Here is a 17,904-nt window from a genome sequence, read left to right as displayed (position 1 = left end):
CGCTCCGGGACCATCGTGCGTACTTCCTTATGTCCATCGAACGGTGGACACACGCGCGCGTGCGGCACAATGACCCCAACCCCGCAGGTCCACCTCTCGAGCATCGGAAGCGGCGTGATGAGCAAGACGACAGTCAAGGACGTCTCCACCGGATCCACCGAGCCGGCAAGTACGCACACGCCCGGCACAGTGGGCGGCAGCCGCGCCTTCGGCCTGCTGCTGGTGATCACCGGTGCGGCCGGTCTGCTCGCCGCGTGGGTCATCACGATCGACAAGTTCAAGATCCTCGAGGGCAAGGTGAGCGGCAAGACGTTCACCCCCAGCTGCAGCATCAACCCGATCGTGTCCTGCGGCAGCGTGATGGAGAGCAAGCAGGCCGCCGTCTTCGGCTTCCCCAACCCGATGCTGGGCCTCGTCTGCTACGGCATCGTCATCTGCGTCGGCATGAGCCTGCTCGCCCGCGCCCGCTTCCCCCGCTGGTACTGGCTGACCTTCAACTTCGGCACGCTGTTCGGCGTGGGCTTCGTCACCTGGCTGCAGTTCGAGTCGCTGTACCGGATCAACGCGCTGTGCCTGTGGTGCTCGCTGGCCTGGGTCGCCACGATCACCATGTTCTGGTACGTCACCTCGTTCAACGTCCGCAACGACTTCCTGCCCGCCCCGCGCCCGGTGAAGAACTTCCTCGGCGAGTTCACGTGGGTTCTGCCGGTCACGCACTGCGGCGTCATCGCCATGCTGATCCTGACCCGGTGGGGCAGCCAGCTCTGGGCCTGAGCCCCGGGCCCAGGGCGTTGTCGGTGCCGTGACTTAGGGTTTCCCTCGTGGAGCCCGATCTGTTCACCGCCGCTGCAGAAGAACGCCAGGAGAAGGACCCGAGCGCCAGTCCCCTGGCCGTCCGCATGCGCCCGCGCACCCTCGACGAGGTGGTGGGCCAGCAGCACCTGCTCAAGCCGGGGTCCCCGCTGCGCAGACTGGTCGGCGAGGGCGGCGGCGGCCCCGCCGGGCCCTCCTCGGTGATCCTGTGGGGCCCGCCCGGCACCGGCAAGACGACACTGGCGTACGTCGTCTCCAAGGCCACCAACAAGCGGTTCGTGGAGCTGTCGGCGATCACCGCGGGCGTGAAGGAGGTCCGCGCGGTCATCGACGGCGCCCGCCGCGCGAGCGGAGGCTTCGGCAAGGAGACCGTCCTGTTCCTGGACGAGATCCACCGCTTCAGCAAGGCCCAGCAGGACTCCCTGCTCCCCGCCGTCGAGAACCGCTGGGTGACCCTGATCGCGGCGACCACCGAGAATCCGTACTTCTCGGTGATCTCCCCGTTGCTGTCCCGCTCCCTCCTGCTCACCCTCGAACCGCTCACGGACGACGACGTCCGCGGCCTGATCCGCCGGGCCCTGACCGACGAGCGCGGCCTCAAGGGCGCCGTCACGCTCCCCGAGGACGCGGAGAACCACCTGCTGCGGATCGCCGGCGGCGACGCCCGGCGCGCCCTGACCGCCCTGGAGGCCGCCGCCGGAGCCGCCCTGGACAAGGGCGAGACGGAGATCGGTCTCACGACGCTGGAGGAGACCGTCGACCGGGCCGCCGTCAAGTACGACCGCGACGGCGACCAGCACTACGACGTGGCCAGCGCCCTCATCAAGTCCATCCGCGGCTCCGACGTGGACGCGGCCCTGCACTACCTGGCCCGGATGATCGAGGCGGGGGAGGACCCCCGCTTCATCGCCCGCCGCCTGATGATCTCCGCCAGCGAGGACATCGGCCTCGCCGATCCGAACGCGCTGCCGCTCGCCGTCGCCGCCGCCCAGGCCGTCGCCATGATCGGCTTCCCGGAGGCCGCGCTCACCCTCAGCCACGCCACCATCGCCCTGGCCCTGGCTCCGAAGTCGAACGCGGCGACCATGGCGATAGGCGCGGCCCTGGAGGACGTCCGCAAGGGACTGGCCGGACCCGTGCCGCCGCATCTGCGCGACGGCCACTACAAGGGCGCCGCCAAGCTCGGCCACGCCCAGGGATACGTCTACCCGCACGACCTGCCCGAGGGCATCGCCGCCCAGCAGTACGCCCCGGACGCCCTCACGGACCGCGAGTACTACACCCCGACCCGGCACGGCGCCGAGGCGCGGTACGCGGACGCCGTGGAGTGGACCCGCAAGCACCTCGGTCGCAGGCAGTCCTAGGCGGCCTGTAGACTTACCTGAAGCGCTGCGTCCCGTGTTCGGCACCTCAAAAGGGTCCGGCACCACCAGAGCGGGACATCCAGCCGGAACCCCACCGCCGTACGGCACGGGGATCCAGGAGCGTCGCGCACCGTCGAACGGTGTCGCGTAGCCCACCACCACCCGGAGCCCGGGAGCGGTCGGTGGGCCACTCGCGTGCTGCACGTATGTGCCCAGACCAGGGGAGCGGCTGCCCGGCAGGTCCCACGCGGACCCGCAGGGATTCCCCGGCTGCGGATGCGACCTCCCCTAACCCTGGTGAAGCCGATTACACACAGAAACACGAGGTGTTTGGTTCATGGCGAACCAGTCCCGCCCCAAGGTCAAGAAGTCGCGTGCCCTCGGTATCGCGCTGACCCCGAAGGCCGTCAAGTACTTCGAGGCCCGCCCCTACCCGCCGGGTGAGCACGGTCGCGGCCGCAAGCAGAACTCGGACTACAAGGTCCGTCTGCTCGAGAAGCAGCGTCTGCGCGCGCAGTACGACGTGTCCGAGCGCCAGCTCGTCCGCGCCTACGAGCGTGCCTCCAAGGTCCAGGGCAAGACCGGTGAGGCCCTGATCATCGAGCTCGAGCGCCGTCTCGACGCGCTGGTCCTGCGTTCGGGCATCGCCCGCACGATCTACCAGGCCCGCCAGATGGTCGTCCACGGCCACATCGAGGTCAACGGTCACAAGGTCGACAAGCCGTCGTACCGCGTCCGTCCCGACGACGTCGTGATGGTCCGCGAGCGCAGCCGTGAGAAGGCGCTCTTCCAGGTCGCCCGCGAGGGTGGCTTCGCCCCCGACGGCGAGACCCCGCGCTACCTCCAGGTGAACCTCAAGGCCCTGGCGTTCCGCCTGGACCGCGACCCGAACCGCAAGGAGATCCCGGTGATCTGCGACGAGCAGCTCGTCGTCGAGTACTACGCCCGCTGATCACCTTCCGGCGGACGTAACACTCCCACCCGCAGAGCCCGCCGTCTTCCCGCCCCTCGGGGCGGGAAGACGGCGGGCTTTCGCACATCGGCTCCCCTCGAGCCCGCCGGCCGCAGCCCCTAATCCGGTACGGAGCGGCCGCCAGGGCGCGATAGGCTCGGGGAACCGACTTTTCGATGTTCAGGCACGTTCCAGGGAGCGGGTGCACGACAGTGTCCGGTGGAGAAGTGGCCGGGATCCTGGTGGCCGTCTTCTGGGCGATCCTGGTCTCCTTCCTCGCCGTGGCGCTGGCGAGGCTGGCCCAGACGCTCAAGGCGACCACCAAGCTGGTGGCGGACGTGACCGACCAGGCCGTCCCGCTGCTCTCCGACGCCTCCGCCGCGGTGCGCTCCGCACAGACCCAGATCGACCGGGTCGACGCCATCGCGTCGGACGTCCAGGAGGTCACCTCCAACGCGTCCGCACTGTCGACAACCGTCGCGTCGACCTTCGGCGGCCCCCTGGTCAAGGTCGCGGCCTTCGGCTACGGCGTACGCCGGGCGATCGCCGGCCGCCGGGAGGACGTGCCTGCCAAGGCCCCCCGACGTACCGTGATCGTGGGCCGCACCGTCCCGTCCCCACGACGGGCGAAGCGGAAGAAGGACTAGCGAATGTTCCGCCGTACGTTCTGGTTCACCACAGGCGTCGCCGCCGGTGTGTGGGCCACCACCAAGGTCAATCGCAAGCTGAAGCAGCTGACCCCTGAGAGCCTGGCCGCGACAGCGGCAAACAAGGCGATCGAAGCCGGCCACCGGCTCAAGGACCGCGCGGTGGAATTCGCCCTCGACGTCCGCGACAACATGAACCGGCGGGAGGCCGAACTCGGCGACGCGCTCGGTCTGAACGCCGCCGTCGAGCCCGAACTCCCCGGACCCCGGCGGTACACCGCCATCGAGAACCGCAACAGCCCGAAGCACGTCGAGACCACGACGTACTCGTACAACCGGAATGAGGACCACTGATGGAGTCGGCTGAGATCCGCCGCCGCTGGTTGAGCTTCTTCGAGGAGCGCGGTCACACCGTCGTCCCTTCGGCGTCGCTCATCGCGGACGACCCGACTCTGCTGCTCGTCCCGGCCGGCATGGTGCCCTTCAAGCCCTACTTCCTGGGCGAGGTCAAGCCGCCCTACCCGCGCGCCACCAGCGTGCAGAAGTGCGTGCGCACGCCCGACATCGAAGAGGTCGGCAAGACCACGCGGCACGGCACGTTCTTCCAGATGTGCGGCAACTTCTCCTTCGGCGACTACTTCAAGGAAGGCGCCATCAAGCTCGCCTGGGAGCTGCTCACCGCGCCCCAGGACAAGGGCGGTTTCGGCCTCGAGCCCGACCGGCTGTGGATCACCGTCTACAAGGACGACGACGAGGCCGAGCAGATCTGGCGCGACGTCGTGGGCGTCCCCGCCGAGCGCATCCAGCGCCTGGGCATGAAGGACAACTTCTGGTCCATGGGCGTGCCCGGCCCGTGCGGCCCCTGCTCCGAGATCAACTACGACCGCGGCCCCGAGTTCGGCGTCGAGGGCGGCCCCGCCGTCAACGACGAGCGGTACGTGGAGATCTGGAACCTCGTCTTCATGCAGTACGAGCGCGGCGAGGGCACCGGCAAGGACAACTTCGAGATCCTCGGGGACCTGCCGAGCAAGAACATCGACACCGGCCTCGGCCTCGAGCGGCTCGCCATGATTCTGCAGGGCGTGCAGAACATGTACGAGATCGACACCTCCATGGCCGTGATCGAGAAGGCCACCGAGCTGACCGGTGTCCGTTACGGCGACGCCCACGACTCGGACGTCTCGCTGCGCGTGGTCACCGACCACATGCGCACCGCCACCATGCTGATCGGCGACGGCGTCACCCCCGGCAACGAGGGCCGCGGCTATGTCCTGCGCCGCATCATGCGCCGCGCCATCCGCAACATGCGCCTGCTCGGCGCCACCGGTCCGGTCGTCAAGGAGCTCCTCGACACCGTGATCGAGATGATGGGCCAGCAGTACCCCGAGCTCGTCACCGACCGGGAGCGCATCGAGAAGGTCGCCCTCGCCGAGGAGTCCCGCTTCCTCAAGACGCTCAACGCCGGCACGAACGTCCTGGACACCGCCGTCGCCGAGACCAAGGCCGCCGGTTCGGCCGTGCTGCCCGGTGACAAGGCCTTCCTGCTCCACGACACCTGGGGCTTCCCGATCGACCTCACCCTGGAGATGGCCGCCGAGCAGGGCCTGTCCGTGGACGAGGACGGCTTCCGCCGCCTGATGAAGGAGCAGCGGGAGCGCGCCAAGGCCGACGCCCAGGCCAAGAAGACCGGCCACGCCGACCTCGGCGCCTACCGCGAGATCGCCGACACCGCCGGCGAGACCGACTTCATCGGCTACACCGACACGGAGGGCGAGTCCACGATCGTCGGCATCCTGGTCGACGGCGTGTCCTCCCCTGCCGCCACCGAGGGCGACGAGGTCGAGATCGTCCTCGACCGCACCCCGTTCTACGCCGAGGGCGGCGGCCAGATCGGCGACACCGGCCGCATCAAGGCCGACTCCGGTGCCGTCATCGAGGTCCGCGACTGCCAGAAGCCGGTCCCGGGCGTCTACGTCCACAAGGGCGTCGTCCAGGTCGGCGAGGTCACCGTCGGAGCCAAGGCCCACGCCACCATCGACACCCGTCGCCGCAAGGCCATCGCCCGCGCCCACTCGGCCACCCACCTCACCCACCAGGCCCTGCGCGACGCCCTCGGTCCGACGGCCGCCCAGGCCGGTTCCGAGAACCAGCCAGGCCGCTTCCGCTTCGACTTCGGCTCCCCGTCGGCCGTGCCGACGGTCGTGATGACCGACGTCGAGCAGAAGATCAACGAGGTGCTGGCCCGCGACCTCGACGTGCACGCCGAGATCATGGGCATCGACGAGGCCAAGAAGCAGGGCGCCATCGCCGAGTTCGGCGAAAAGTACGGCGAGCGCGTCCGCGTCGTGACCATCGGCGACTTCTCCAAGGAGCTGTGCGGCGGCACCCACGTGCACAACACCGCCCAGCTGGGCCTGGTGAAGCTGCTCGGCGAGTCCTCGATCGGCTCCGGTGTGCGCCGTATCGAGGCCCTGGTCGGCGTAGACGCCTACAACTTCCTCGCCCGCGAGCACACGGTCGTCAACCAGCTGACCGAGCTGCTCAAGGGCCGCCCGGAGGAGCTGCCCGAGAAGATCTCCGGCATGCTCGCCCGGCTGAAGGACGCCGAGAAGGAGATCGAGAAGTTCCGCGCCGAGAAGGTGCTCCAGGCCGCCGCGGGCCTCGCCGAGTCGGCCAAGGACGTCCACGGCGTCGCCGTCGTCACCGGTCAGGTGCCGGACGGCACCACGCCCGACGACCTGCGCAAGCTGGTCCTCGACGTGCGTGGCCGCATCCAGGGCGGCCGGGCCGCCGTGGTCGCCCTGTTCACCGTCAACAACGGCAAGCCGCTCACGGTCATCGCCACCAACGAGGCCGCCCGTGAGCGCGGCCTGAGGGCCGGTGACCTGGTCCGCACCGCCGCCAAGACCCTCGGCGGCGGCGGGGGCGGCAAGCCGGACGTCGCCCAGGGCGGCGGTCAGAACCCGGCCGCCGTCGGCGAGGCTGTCGACGCCGTGGAGCGCCTGGTCGCCGAGACCGCCAAGTAAAGAACCGGTCAAGAAACGGTCGTGACAATGAGAAGAGGACGCCGACTCGCGATCGACGTCGGTGACGCCCGGATCGGGGTCGCCTCCTGCGACCCCGACGGGATCCTCGCCACCCCGGTGGAAACGGTCCCGGGGCGGGACATCCCGGCCGCCCAGCGGCGACTGAAGCAGCTCGTCGAGGAGTACGAGCCGATCGAGGTCGTCGTCGGACTCCCTCGCTCCCTCAAAGGGGGCGAGGGCCCGGCGGCGGTCAAGGTCCGTGGTTTCGCACAGGAGTTGGCGCGCATGATCGCACCGGTTCCGGTCAGGCTGGTGGACGAGCGCATGACCACGGTGACGGCCAGTCAGGGGCTGCGGGCCTCCGGCGTGAAATCAAAGAAGGGCCGCTCGGTGATCGACCAGGCGGCCGCCGTCATCATCCTGCAGCAGGCGCTGGAATCCGAACGGGTGTCAGGGAAATCTCCTGGCGAAGGCGTCGAAGTGGTCATCTGATCGCGATACGGTAACGTTCCGCGCGATGCGATGGTGTTCGAACAGCCACCGCACAGAGAGAGGCGGGACGGGAGCCGGGTCACAGCGCCGCGCAACCTGAAGCCTCGCGGCTCTAGGGGATCGATGACTGAGTATGGCCGGGGCCCAGGCTCCACACCGTGGCATCCGGAGGACCCGTTGTACGGGGACGACGGATGGGCAGGACACGAGGGCCACGCCGCCCCGTCCCCTCACGGCGGCCAGCACCACCCGGAGCAGCCGCAGCAGCACTACGGCGACTGGGGAGGCGGCCGCCAGGGCACGCACGACCAGGGGCACCAGGACTACCAGCAGTACGCGCAGCAGCAGTACGCGGACCAGCAGTACCAGCAGCCCGGACATCATCCGGACGGACAGCGGTACGGCGCCCAGGCGCAGTACGAGCAGCAGTACCCGGGCGGGCAGGGACAGCAGCACCAGCCGCAGTACCCGGGTCGGCAGGGGCAGCACGGGCAGCAGTACCCCGGTCAGGGAGAGCAGGACTACGGCAACGGCGGCTGGGACGGCGGCGGGCAGGCCCATGTGCCGTACGCCCCCGACCCGGCGGACCCCTACGGCGCCCAGCCCGGTGCGTACGGCGGCGAGCAGCCCGACTTCTACCAGACGCCCGACGCGTATCCGCCGCCGGAGCCGCCGAACCGGCGGCGTGCCGAGCCGGAACCGAAGACCGACTGGGACCCCGACCCCCAGGAGGGCGAGCACGCCTTCTTCGCGGACGACGACGAGGACGACGACGGCGACGAGCCGGACGGCCGGCGTGGCCGCGGCGACCGGCGGGGACGCGGCGGCAAGACCCCCAAGGGCAAGAAGCGCCGCAACGGATGCGCCTGCCTGGTGGTCGTACTGGTCCTCGGCGGCGGTGTCGGCACAGTCGGATATTTCGGGTACCAGTTCTACCAAAATCGTTTCGGCGCGGCGCCCGACTACGTGGGCGAGGGCGACGGCGAACAGGTCACGGTCACCATTCCGAAGGGTGCGGGCGGTTACACCATCGGCCGGGTGCTGAAACAGGCCGGTGTCGTCAAGAGCGTCGACGCGTTCGTCGCGGCACAGGAGCAGAACCCCAACGGCAAGAGCATCCAGGCGGGCACGTACACGCTGAACATGCACATGTCCGCGGCCGCCGCCGTGCAGCTGATGCTCAGCCCGAAGAGCAAGAACAACCTGATCATCGCCGAGGGGTGGCGCAACACCAAGATCTACGCGGCGATCGACCAGCGGCTCCAGCTGAAACCGGGAACCACCCAGGGCGTCGCCAAGAAGGAGTGGTCGACCTTCGGCCTGCCCGACTGGGCCAACAGCAGCAAGGAGATCAAGGACCCGCTGGAGGGCTTCCTCTACCCCTCCGCCTATCCGGTCTCCAAGGGCATGAAGCCCGAGGACGTCCTGAAGCAGATGGTCGACACGGCCAAGGAGAAGTACGCCGAGTTGGGCATCCAGGCCAAGGCCAAGAGCCTCGACCTGCAGAACCCGCTTCAGGTCCTCACGGTCGCGAGCCTCGTGCAGGCCGAGGGCAAGTACAAGCACGACTTCGAGAAGGTCGCGACGGTCGTCTACAACCGGCTCAAGCCGAACAACACCGAGACCTACGGCCTGCTCGACTTCGACTCCACGGTCAACTACCTGCGCGGCCAGTCGAAGCTCGACACCGGTTCCGTGAACGCTCTGCGGCAGATCGACGACCCGTACAACACCTACAAGATCAAGGGCCTGCCGCCCGGGCCGATCGACAACCCCGGGGAGGTCGCGATCAAGGCCGCCCTCAACCCGGCCAAGGGCAACTGGTACTACTTCGTCTCGATCAACGAGAACGAGACGCTCTTCGCCGAGACGAACGAGGAGCAGAACCGCAACCGCGAGAAGTACCTGCAAGAGCAGAAGAAGGGTCAGTAAGGCTCATGACGGGCACCGCCGGCAAGCGCCGGGCCGCCGTCCTCGGCTCCCCGATCGCCCACTCCCTCTCCCCGGTGCTGCACCGCGCCGCCTACCAGGAGCTGGGGCTGAAGGACTGGTCCTACGACCGGTTCGAGGTGGACGAACAGGCGTTGCCCGGTTTCCTCGCGGACCTCGGACCCGAGTGGGCGGGTCTGTCGCTGACCATGCCGCTCAAGCGGGCCGTCATCCCCCTGCTCGACTCGGTCAGCGACACGGCGGCCTCGGTGGAGGCCGTGAACACCGTCGTGTTCACCGAGGACGGACGGCGCGTCGGAGACAACACCGACATCCCCGGCATGGTCGCCGCCCTGCGGGAGCGCGGCATCGAGCAGGTCGACTCCGCCGCGATCCTCGGCGCGGGCGCCACCGCCTCCTCCGCGCTGGCCGCGCTGGCCCGGATATGCATCGGTCCCGTGGTCGCCTACGTCCGCAGCGAGGCCCGGGCCGCGGAGATGCGGCAGTGGGGCGAGCGGCTCGACGTCGACATCCGCACCGCCGACTGGGCGGACGCCGACCGGCGCTGCGCGCGCCGCTGGTCGTCGCCACCACACCTGCCGGGACGACGGACGCGCTGGCCGCCGCCGTCCCGGAGCGCCCGGCGACCCTGTTCGACGTGCTCTACGACCCCTGGCCCACGGCCCTCGCGGCACGCTGGTCCGCCTACGGCGGTGCCGTCGTCAGCGGCCTCGACCTGCTGGTGCACCAGGCCGTCCTCCAAGTCGAACAGATGACGGGCCGTGCCCCGGCCCCCCTGGACGCCATGCGAAAGGCGGGGGAGCACGCCCTGGCGGCCCGGTAGAAGACGGCCCCCGGCCCGTCCGCCTGATGGACCCGGGGCCGGTCACGCCGCCGGACGTGGGAGGATCGGAGGTGGCGGGACAGGGCCGCGCACCCGGTCGCGCCGTCGCCGTACGCGAGGACGCGCGTACGCAGGGCAGTACCAGGGCGCGAGCACTGAGGAGCATCGTTGAGCAGGTTGCGCTGGCTGACCGCGGGGGAGTCCCATGGTCCCGCACTTGTCGCGACGCTGGAGGGCCTTCCCGCCGGCGTGCCGATCACCACCGAGATGGTGGCGGACCACTTGGCGAGGCGGCGGCTGGGCTATGGACGCGGTGCGCGGATGAAGTTCGAGCGCGACGAGGTCACGTTCCTGGGCGGTGTCCGGCACGGTCTCACCCTGGGCTCCCCGGTGGCGATCATGGTCGGCAACACCGAGTGGCCCAAGTGGGAACAGGTCATGTCGGCCGACCCGGTGGACCCGGAGGTGCTGGCGGGGCTGGCGCGTAACGCTCCGTTGACCCGGCCGCGTCCGGGGCACGCGGACCTGGCGGGGATGCAGAAGTACGGGTTCGACGAGGCCCGGCCGATCCTGGAGCGCGCCTCGGCCCGCGAGACGGCGGCCCGCGTGGCGCTGGGTGCGGTGGCCCGCTCGTACCTGAAGGAGACCGCCGGTATCGAGGTCGTCTCGCACGTCGTCGAGTTGGCGAGCGCCAAGGCCCCCTACGGCGTCTACCCGACCCCCGCCGACGTCGAGAAGCTGGACGCGGATCCGGTGCGGTGCCTGGACGCGGACACGTCGAAGGCGATGGTCGCGGAGATCGACCAGGCGCACAAGGACGGCGACACCCTCGGCGGAGTGGTCGAGGTCCTGGCGTACGGCGTCCCGGTGGGGCTCGGGTCTCACGTGCACTGGGACCGGCGCCTGGACGCGCGGCTCGCGGCCGCGCTGATGGGCATCCAGGCGATCAAGGGCGTCGAGGTCGGTGACGGGTTCGAGCTGGCGCGCGTGCCGGGCTCGAAGGCGCACGACGAGATCGTCACCACCCCCGAGGGCATCAAGCGTGCCACGGGCCGCTCCGGCGGGACCGAGGGTGGTCTGTCCACGGGTGAACTGCTGCGGGTCCGCGCCGCGATGAAGCCGATCGCGACGGTGCCGCGGGCGTTGCAGACGGTGGACGTCTCCACCGGTGAGCCGGCGCAGGCCCACCACCAGCGCTCGGACGTGTGCGCGGTCCCGGCGGCCGGCATCGTCGCCGAGGCGATGGTCGCCCTGGTCCTGGCTGACGCCGTGGCGGAGAAGTTCGGCGGCGACAGCGTCGCCGAGACCCGCCGTAACGTGCAGGGCTACCTCGACACCCTGGCGATCCGGTGAGTGCCGTGCCTGTGGTCGTGCTGGTCGGCCCGATGGGGGTCGGCAAGTCCACGGTGGGGCAGTTGCTGGCCGAGCGGCTGGGTGTCGGCTACCGGGACACGGACCAGGACATCGTGTCCGAGCAGGGCCGGTCCATCGCCGACATCTTCGTGGACGAGGGGGAGCCGGCCTTCCGCGCTCTGGAGAAGGCGGCGGTCCACAAGGCCCTGTCCGGGCACGACGGCGTCCTCGCCCTGGGTGGCGGAGCGATCCTCGACGACGAGACCCGCGCGCTGCTCGCCTCGCACCGTGTCGTCTACCTCTCGATGGACGTCGAGGAGGCGGTCAAGCGAACCGGGCTGAACACGGCCCGTCCGCTGCTGGCGGTCAACCCGCGCCGGCAGTGGCGGGAGCTGATGGAGGCCCGTCGTCACCTGTACGAGGAGGTCGCGACGGCCGTCGTGGCCACCGACGGGCGCAGCCCCGAAGAAGTCGCCCAAGCGGTCCTTGACGCACTGGAGTGGAAAGAAGCATGAGCGAGGCAGTCACCCGGATCCAGGTCGGCGGCACGGCGGGCACCGACCCCTACGAGGTCCTGGTCGGCCGCCGACTCCTGGGCGAGCTGGCCGGGTTGATCGGGCACAAGGCCAAGCGGGTCGCGGTGATCCACCCCGAGGCGCTGGCCGAGACGGGCGAGGCGCTGCGCGGCGACCTGGCCGAGCAGGGCTATGAGACCGTGGCCATCCAGGTGCCCAACGCGGAGGAGGCCAAGACCGCCGAGGTCGCCGCCTACTGCTGGAAGGCGCTGGGCCAGTCCGGTTTCACCCGCACCGACGTCATCGTGGGCGTCGGCGGCGGAGCGACCACCGACCTGGCCGGTTTCGTTGCCGCGACCTGGCTGCGCGGGGTGCGCTGGATCGCGATCCCGACCACCGTCCTGGCGATGGTGGACGCGGCGGTCGGCGGCAAGACCGGCATCAACACCGCCGAGGGCAAGAACCTGGTCGGCGCCTTCCACCCGCCCGCCGGTGTGCTGTGCGACCTGGCGGCGCTGGAGTCCCTGCCGGTCAACGACTACGTCTCCGGGCTCGCCGAGGTCATCAAGGCCGGTTTCATCGCCGACCCGGTGATCCTGGAGCTGATCGAGGCGGACCCGCAGGCCGCCCGCACCCCCGCCGGGCCGCACACCGCGGAGCTGATCGAGCGGTCCATCCGGGTCAAGGCGGAGGTCGTCTCCTCGGACCTGAAGGAGTCGGGCCTGAGGGAGATCCTCAACTACGGGCACACGCTCGGCCACGCGATCGAGAAGAACGAGCGGTACAAGTGGCGCCACGGCGCCGCCGTCGCCGTCGGCATGCACTTCGCTGCCGAACTCGGACGTCTGGCGGGCCGGTTGGACGACGCGACCGCCGACCGGCACCGCACGATCCTCGAGGCGGTGGGGCTGCCGCTGCACTACCGCTACGACCAGTGGCCCAAGCTGCTGGAGACGATGAAGGTCGACAAGAAGTCCCGCGGCGACCTGTTGCGCTTCATCGTCCTGGACGGCCTGGCCAAGCCCACCGTGCTGGAAGGCCCCGACCCCGCGGTTCTGCTCGCCGCGTACGGCGAAGTCGGGCAGTAGCTCCATCCGGTCCCGGGCGGCGGCGACTCGTTCCCCTCGGGACCGGTTGCCCCGATTCGCCTGCGGGGATGGGCACTTCGGGCCGCTCCCGGCCGTTCACACAACAGCGGCCGGGGACGGTACCGTTCGGTGGGGAGCGGGGGTCACCCCCGCTGCCAGTGTCGAACGCCTGCGAGCCCCAACACGAGACGGAGTGGCCACCGGATGCAGCACGCAGTGGGAGCTCCGCTGCCGCCGCCCCACCAGCCGGGGCACGGCCCGGCGACCACCTGGTCACCGGCCGCACACCACCCGGGACAGCCGGGCGCCCACCCGGGCCCCGCACCGCGGACCACGCCCACGCCGGGCTTCACGGCGCAACCGGTGCCCCCGGAGCACCCCCGCCCACCGGCCGCCACAGCACACTCCCGTCCCGCCGCCGGACCCCACCGGGCAGATGCGGCTCCCCCGGGCGCCCCGGTCGGTGTGCCGAGCGCACCCCCGCCGCCGCGCGCCCGACCCCGCGTCCGCCACACTCGCCGTGCTGCTCATCGGCCCCGCGGGCGCCGGCAAGACCAGCGTCGCCAAGTACTGGGCCGACCACCGCCGGGTCCCCACCGCCCACATCAGCCTGGACGACGTCCGCGAATGGGTCCGCTCGGGCTTCGCCGACCCGCAGTCGGGGTGGAACGACAACTCGGAGGCGCAGTACCGTCTCGCCCGCCGCACCTGCGGCTTCGCGGCCCGCAACTTCCTGGCCAACGGCATCTCGTGCATCCTCGACGACGCCGTCTTCCCGGACCGCCCGGTGGTCGGCCTCGGTGGCTGGAAACGGCATGTGGGTCCCGGACTCCTGCCGGTCGTCCTGCTTCCCGGACTGGAGATCGTCCTGGAGCGCAACGCGGAGCGCACGGGCAACCGCCGGCTCACCGACGAGGAGGTGGCCCGTATCCACGGCCGCATGGCCGGCTGGTACGGCTCCGGCCTCCCGATCATCGACAACTCCCAGCTCGATGTGGAGGGCACTGCCCGCGTCCTGGACGAGGTACTGGCCCGCGCCATCGCGAGCCCGCCGAAGTGGTGACGCGGTAACGCGGCAGACGTCCCCGTCCACGGAGCGTCGTCCCCGCCGCCCGTCCGGCCCTCTGAACCGGCGATATTCGGCCACCGCTCGTAGGCTCGGGTCATGTCAGAGGTGTACGCGGCCCGCCGGGAGCGGCTCAGGGAACGCTGCAGCGCGGGCGGCGGTGGGACGGCGCTGGTCTCCCGCCCCGCCAACGTCCGGTATCTCGCGGGCGCCGCGCCCAAGGGCGCCGTCCTGCTGCTGGGCACGGCCGAGGACGTGCTGGTGTGCGCCGGGCCGCCGGACGATCACCCCGCCGACGGGCGGCCCGACGAGGCGCTGCGGGTTCGCGTTCTGCCGGTGACCGGCGGCGATCCCGCCGTCGCCGCCGCCGACCTGGCCGCGGCACAGGGGGGCGAGTCCCTGGCGGTGGAGGAGCACCACCTCACCGTGGCCCGGCACCGCTCCCTGCGCTCGGTCGCGCCGAGGCTGCGGCTCACGGACCTCGGCGGGGCGGTCGAGCAGTTGCGGGTCGTCAAGGACGAGGAGGAGATCGCCCTCCTCAGGATCGGCGCGGAGATCGTCGACCAGGCCCTCAGCGAGCTGCTGGAGTCGATCCTCGTCGGCCGCACCGAGCGTCATCTCGCCCTCGAACTGGAGCGCCGCCTCGTCGACCACGGCGCCGACGGTCCCGCCTTCGCCACCTCCGTCGCCACCGGTCCGAACGCAGGCCGCCGTGGCCACCGCCCCACCGACCGGCGTGTGGAGGAGGGCGACTTCCTCTCCGTCTGTCTCGGCGCCGCCTACCACGGCTACCGCTGCGAGATCGGTCGTACCTTCGTCATCGGCACCTCGCCCGCCGACTGGCAGATCGAGCTGTACGACCTGGTCTTCGCCTCCCAGCGCGCCGGACGCCAGGCCCTCGCGCCGGGCGCCGCGTACCGCGACGTGGACCGGGCCGCACGTCAGGTGCTGGACTCCGCGGGGTACGGCGGGGCGCTGCCCCCGCTGACGGGGCACGGTGTGGGACTCGAAATCGACGAGGACCCTCAGTTGGCCCCCGCGGCCATGGGTAAACTGGACGCTTGCGTGCCGGTCACCGTCGAACCGGGGGTCCACCTCCCGGGCCGGGGCGGTGTCCGGATCGATGACACGCTCGTCGTACGCCCCGAGGCGGACGGCGGACCCGAGCTACTCACCATCACGACCAAGGAGCTGCTGGCGCTGTAGGTGCCTGCCCCGGGGTCGTACGTCAGTCCAGGAGATTCCGCAACCGTGGCTTCCACGAACGACCTCAAGAACGGCATGGTGCTCAAGCTCGAAGGCGGCCAGCTCTGGTCCGTCGTCGAGTTCCAGCACGTCAAGCCCGGCAAGGGCCCCGCCTTCGTGCGCACCAAGCTCAAGAACGTGCTCTCCGGCAAGGTCGTCGACAAGACCTTCAACGCCGGTGTCAAGGTCGAGACGGCCACTGTCGACAAGCGCGACATGCAGTTCTCGTACATGGACGGCGAGTACTTCGTCTTCATGGACATGGAGACGTACGACCAGCTGCACGTCGACCGCAAGGCCGTCGGTGACGCCGCCAACTTCCTCATCGAGGGCTTCACGGCCACCGTCGCGCAGCACGAGGGCGAGGTCCTCTTCGTCGACCTGCCGGCCGCCGTGGAGCTGACCGTCGCCGAGACCGAGCCGGGCGTCCAGGGCGACCGATCCACGGGCGGCACCAAGCCCGCCACGCTGGAGACCGGCCACCAGATCCAGGTCCCGCTCTTCATCACCACCGGTGAGAAGATCAAGGTCGACACCCGCACGAGCGACTACCTCGGCCGGGTGAACAGCTAACCGTGGCTGCCCGTAACACGGCCCGTAAGCGCGCCTTCCAGATCCTCTTCGAAGGTGACCAGCGCGGGGCCGACGTCCTGACGGTCCTCGCGGACTGGATCCGGCACTCGCGGACCGACACCCGGCAGCCGCCGGTGAGCGAGTACACCATGCAGCTGGTCGAGGGCTATGCGCAGCACACGAAGCGCATCGACGAGCTGATCGCGCAGTACGCGGTCGGCTGGACGCTGGACCGGATGCCGGTGGTCGACCGCAACATCCTGCGCCTCGGTGCCTACGAACTGATCTGGGTCGACGAGACACCGGACGCCGTCGTGCTAGACGAGATGGTGCAGCTCGCCAAGGAGTTCTCCACGGACGAGTCCCCGGCGTTCGTCAACGGCCTCCTCGGCCGCCTGAAGGACCTGAAGCCGTCGTTGCGCCGTGACGAGAGCTGACGAGAAGTACCCGGAAACGCCGGAGGGCCCGCAGCGCGTGTGCTGCGGGCCCTCCGGCGTTCTCGGCGAGGTGGCCGTGCCTGGCCGAAAGCGCCGCCGGGGTGGCCGGAACCGTGCGGTTCCGGCCACCCCGGCGGCACGTTTCTGCTGGGACCTGGTCGGTCAGCTCTCCTCGTGGGAGGCCACCGCGCGGCGCGCGTCCGCGTCCAGGACTCCCCAGCTGATCAGCTGCTCGGTCAGGACGGAGGGCGACTGGTCGTAGATGACCGCGAGCGTGCGCAGGTCGTCCTGGCGGATCGACAGCACCTTGCCGTTGTAGTCACCGCGCTGCGACTGGATCGTCGCCGCGTACCGCTGGAGGGGGCCCGCCTTCTCCGCCGGCACGTTGGCCAGGCGCTCCAGGTCCAGAACCAGCTTCGGCGGCGGCTCGGCGGCTCCACCGGGGGTGGTGCCGGGCAGCAGCTCCTGCACCGGGACCCCGTAGAAATCCGCCAGCTCGGCCAGACGCTGCACGGTGACGGCGCGGTCGCCGCGCTCGTACGAACCGACCACGACCGCCTTCCAGCGTCCCTGGGACTTCTCCTCCACACCGTGGAGGGAAAGGCCCTGCTGGGTGCGGATCGCCCGGAGCTTGGCCCCGAGCTGTTTGGCGTATTCGCTGGACATATAGCTCCCCGGACACGGTGTCGACGTGCGGCTCGGCCGCGCGGCTGGTGACTCACTGTGAGGTTACGCAGCGTGACTCTTCCCCGTCAAGCCGAATGGTCCGGACCGACCCTTCCGTGGTAGACGGCGTGCGGGACCGCCGGACGGGTGACGCAGTGCGCCAGGGGGGTGACCGGGGCCCGCCCGCGAGCTGGTACCGTGTATGGCGCAATTCCGACGTCCTTTAAGGTCCGTCCCGTGAGGCGGAGAAGGAGGTCCGTTTCGTATGGACTCGCTGCATTCCGATGCTCGGCCCGTCCTCGAAGGTCCTGACATCGCGCGGGTGCTGACCCGCATCGCCCACGAGATCGTCGAGCGCGCCAAGGGCGCCGACGACGTGGTGCTCCTCGGCATTCCGACCCGAGGTGTCTTCCTCGCCCGGCGGCTCGCCGACAAGCTCGAGCAGATCACCGGCCGCAAGGTCCCGGTCGGCTCCCTCGACATCACCATGTACCGCGACGACCTGCGCCTGCAGCCGCCGCGTGCGCTGGCCCGCACCGAGATCCCCGGTGACGGCATCGACGGCCGCCTCGTCGTCCTCGTCGACGACGTGCTCTTCTCCGGTCGCACCATCCGTGCCGCTCTCGACGCCCTGAACGACATCGGGCGTCCCCGCGCGGTCCAGCTCGCGGTCCTCGTCGACCGCGGCCACCGCGAACTGCCCATCCGCGCCGACTACGTCGGCAAGAACCTCCCCACGTCGCTGCGGGAGACGGTCAAGGTCCAGCTCGCCGAGGAGGACGGTCGCGACACCGTGCTGCTCGGTGTGAAGCAGACCGTCCACGGCGCACAGCACTAGCACTCCGGCGTACGGCGAGTCGCCGTACGCCTCGAGAGTGCGCCCCGACGCGCGCC

The 17,904-nt window shown here is 70.3% G+C and carries 16 protein-coding genes and 2 pseudogenes; 17 read left to right on the top strand and 1 reads right to left on the bottom strand.

Annotated features, from left to right (window positions below):
- Positions 1 to 117 precede the first annotated feature (117 nt).
- The 16 genes and pseudogenes from N8I84_RS08195 (at position 118) to nusB (ending at position 16,344) form a co-directional block, all read left to right on the top strand.
- Positions 118 to 774: a vitamin K epoxide reductase family protein gene (locus tag N8I84_RS08195; protein WP_263228923.1), complete on the top strand. Its 657-nt coding sequence runs from the start codon at positions 118 to 120 to the stop codon at positions 772 to 774.
- A 47-nt stretch (positions 775 to 821) separates the two neighbouring features.
- Positions 822 to 2,177 (top strand): replication-associated recombination protein A, encoded by a 1,356-nt coding sequence (locus N8I84_RS08190; protein WP_263228922.1) that lies wholly within the window; start codon positions 822 to 824, stop codon positions 2,175 to 2,177.
- A gap of 337 nt (positions 2,178 to 2,514) precedes the next feature.
- Positions 2,515 to 3,129 (top strand): 30S ribosomal protein S4, encoded by a 615-nt coding sequence (rpsD, locus tag N8I84_RS08185; RefSeq protein WP_263228921.1) that lies wholly within the window; start codon positions 2,515 to 2,517, stop codon positions 3,127 to 3,129.
- A 176-nt stretch (positions 3,130 to 3,305) separates the two neighbouring features.
- Positions 3,306 to 3,776, top strand: coding sequence for a DUF948 domain-containing protein (locus N8I84_RS08180; RefSeq protein WP_200421200.1), 471 nt, complete (start codon positions 3,306 to 3,308; stop codon positions 3,774 to 3,776).
- A 3-nt stretch (positions 3,777 to 3,779) separates the two neighbouring features.
- The gene (locus tag N8I84_RS08175; protein WP_263228920.1) at positions 3,780 to 4,130 is read left to right on the top strand and encodes a hypothetical protein; all 351 of its coding nucleotides are present in this window, start codon (positions 3,780 to 3,782) and stop codon (positions 4,128 to 4,130) included.
- Positions 4,130 to 6,802 (top strand): alanine--tRNA ligase, encoded by a 2,673-nt coding sequence (alaS, locus tag N8I84_RS08170; protein ID WP_263228919.1) that lies wholly within the window; start codon positions 4,130 to 4,132, stop codon positions 6,800 to 6,802. Before N8I84_RS08175 ends, alaS begins: the two co-directional genes overlap by 1 nt.
- Before the next feature lie 27 nt (positions 6,803 to 6,829).
- Positions 6,830 to 7,294 (top strand): Holliday junction resolvase RuvX, encoded by a 465-nt coding sequence (ruvX, locus tag N8I84_RS08165; RefSeq protein ID WP_263234698.1) that lies wholly within the window; start codon positions 6,830 to 6,832, stop codon positions 7,292 to 7,294.
- Positions 7,295 to 7,417: 123 nt separating this feature from the next.
- On the top strand, positions 7,418 to 9,226 hold the full coding sequence (gene mltG / locus N8I84_RS08160) for an endolytic transglycosylase MltG (protein WP_263228918.1): 1,809 nt from the start codon (positions 7,418 to 7,420) through the stop codon (positions 9,224 to 9,226).
- A 5-nt stretch (positions 9,227 to 9,231) separates the two neighbouring features.
- Positions 9,232 to 10,067, top strand: a pseudogene (locus N8I84_RS08155) (shikimate dehydrogenase).
- Positions 10,068 to 10,235: 168 nt separating this feature from the next.
- A complete protein-coding gene (gene aroC / locus N8I84_RS08150) occupies positions 10,236 to 11,420 on the top strand; it encodes a chorismate synthase (protein WP_263228917.1) in 1,185 nt (394 codons plus the stop codon).
- A gap of 32 nt (positions 11,421 to 11,452) precedes the next feature.
- On the top strand, positions 11,453 to 11,935 hold the full coding sequence (locus N8I84_RS08145) for a shikimate kinase (protein ID WP_263234697.1): 483 nt from the start codon (positions 11,453 to 11,455) through the stop codon (positions 11,933 to 11,935).
- On the top strand, positions 11,932 to 13,023 hold the full coding sequence (gene aroB, locus N8I84_RS08140) for a 3-dehydroquinate synthase (RefSeq protein ID WP_263228916.1): 1,092 nt from the start codon (positions 11,932 to 11,934) through the stop codon (positions 13,021 to 13,023). Before N8I84_RS08145 ends, aroB begins: the two co-directional genes overlap by 4 nt.
- A 204-nt stretch (positions 13,024 to 13,227) precedes the next feature.
- Positions 13,228 to 14,086 (top strand): annotated as a pseudogene (locus tag N8I84_RS08135) (Pro-rich N-terminal domain-containing protein).
- 102 nt (positions 14,087 to 14,188) lie between these two features.
- Positions 14,189 to 15,295, top strand: a complete 1,107-nt coding sequence (locus N8I84_RS08130; RefSeq protein WP_263228915.1) for an aminopeptidase P family protein — start codon at positions 14,189 to 14,191, stop codon at positions 15,293 to 15,295.
- 45 nt (positions 15,296 to 15,340) lie between these two features.
- Positions 15,341 to 15,907 (top strand): elongation factor P, encoded by a 567-nt coding sequence (gene efp, locus N8I84_RS08125; RefSeq protein ID WP_103844819.1) that lies wholly within the window; start codon positions 15,341 to 15,343, stop codon positions 15,905 to 15,907.
- A gap of 2 nt (positions 15,908 to 15,909) precedes the next feature.
- Positions 15,910 to 16,344 (top strand): transcription antitermination factor NusB, encoded by a 435-nt coding sequence (gene nusB / locus N8I84_RS08120; protein WP_200421190.1) that lies wholly within the window; start codon positions 15,910 to 15,912, stop codon positions 16,342 to 16,344.
- Between the two features lie 162 nt (positions 16,345 to 16,506).
- On the opposite strand, the gene bldD is transcribed toward nusB, so the two are convergent.
- A complete protein-coding gene (gene bldD / locus N8I84_RS08115) occupies positions 16,507 to 17,010 on the bottom strand; it encodes a transcriptional regulator BldD (RefSeq protein WP_103844821.1) in 504 nt (167 codons plus the stop codon).
- 265 nt (positions 17,011 to 17,275) lie between these two features.
- Here bldD and pyrR point away from each other — a divergent pair, with 265 nt between their 5' ends.
- Positions 17,276 to 17,848 (top strand): bifunctional pyr operon transcriptional regulator/uracil phosphoribosyltransferase PyrR, encoded by a 573-nt coding sequence (gene pyrR / locus N8I84_RS08110; RefSeq protein WP_263228914.1) that lies wholly within the window; start codon positions 17,276 to 17,278, stop codon positions 17,846 to 17,848.
- The last annotated feature ends 56 nt before the right edge of the window (positions 17,849 to 17,904 follow it).

Source organism: Streptomyces cynarae, assembly GCF_025642135.1.
Lineage (GTDB): Bacteria > Actinomycetota > Actinomycetes > Streptomycetales > Streptomycetaceae > Streptomyces > Streptomyces cynarae.
Note: the sequence above shows the minus strand (reverse complement) of the source record. Positions and strands in the feature narration are given on the sequence as shown.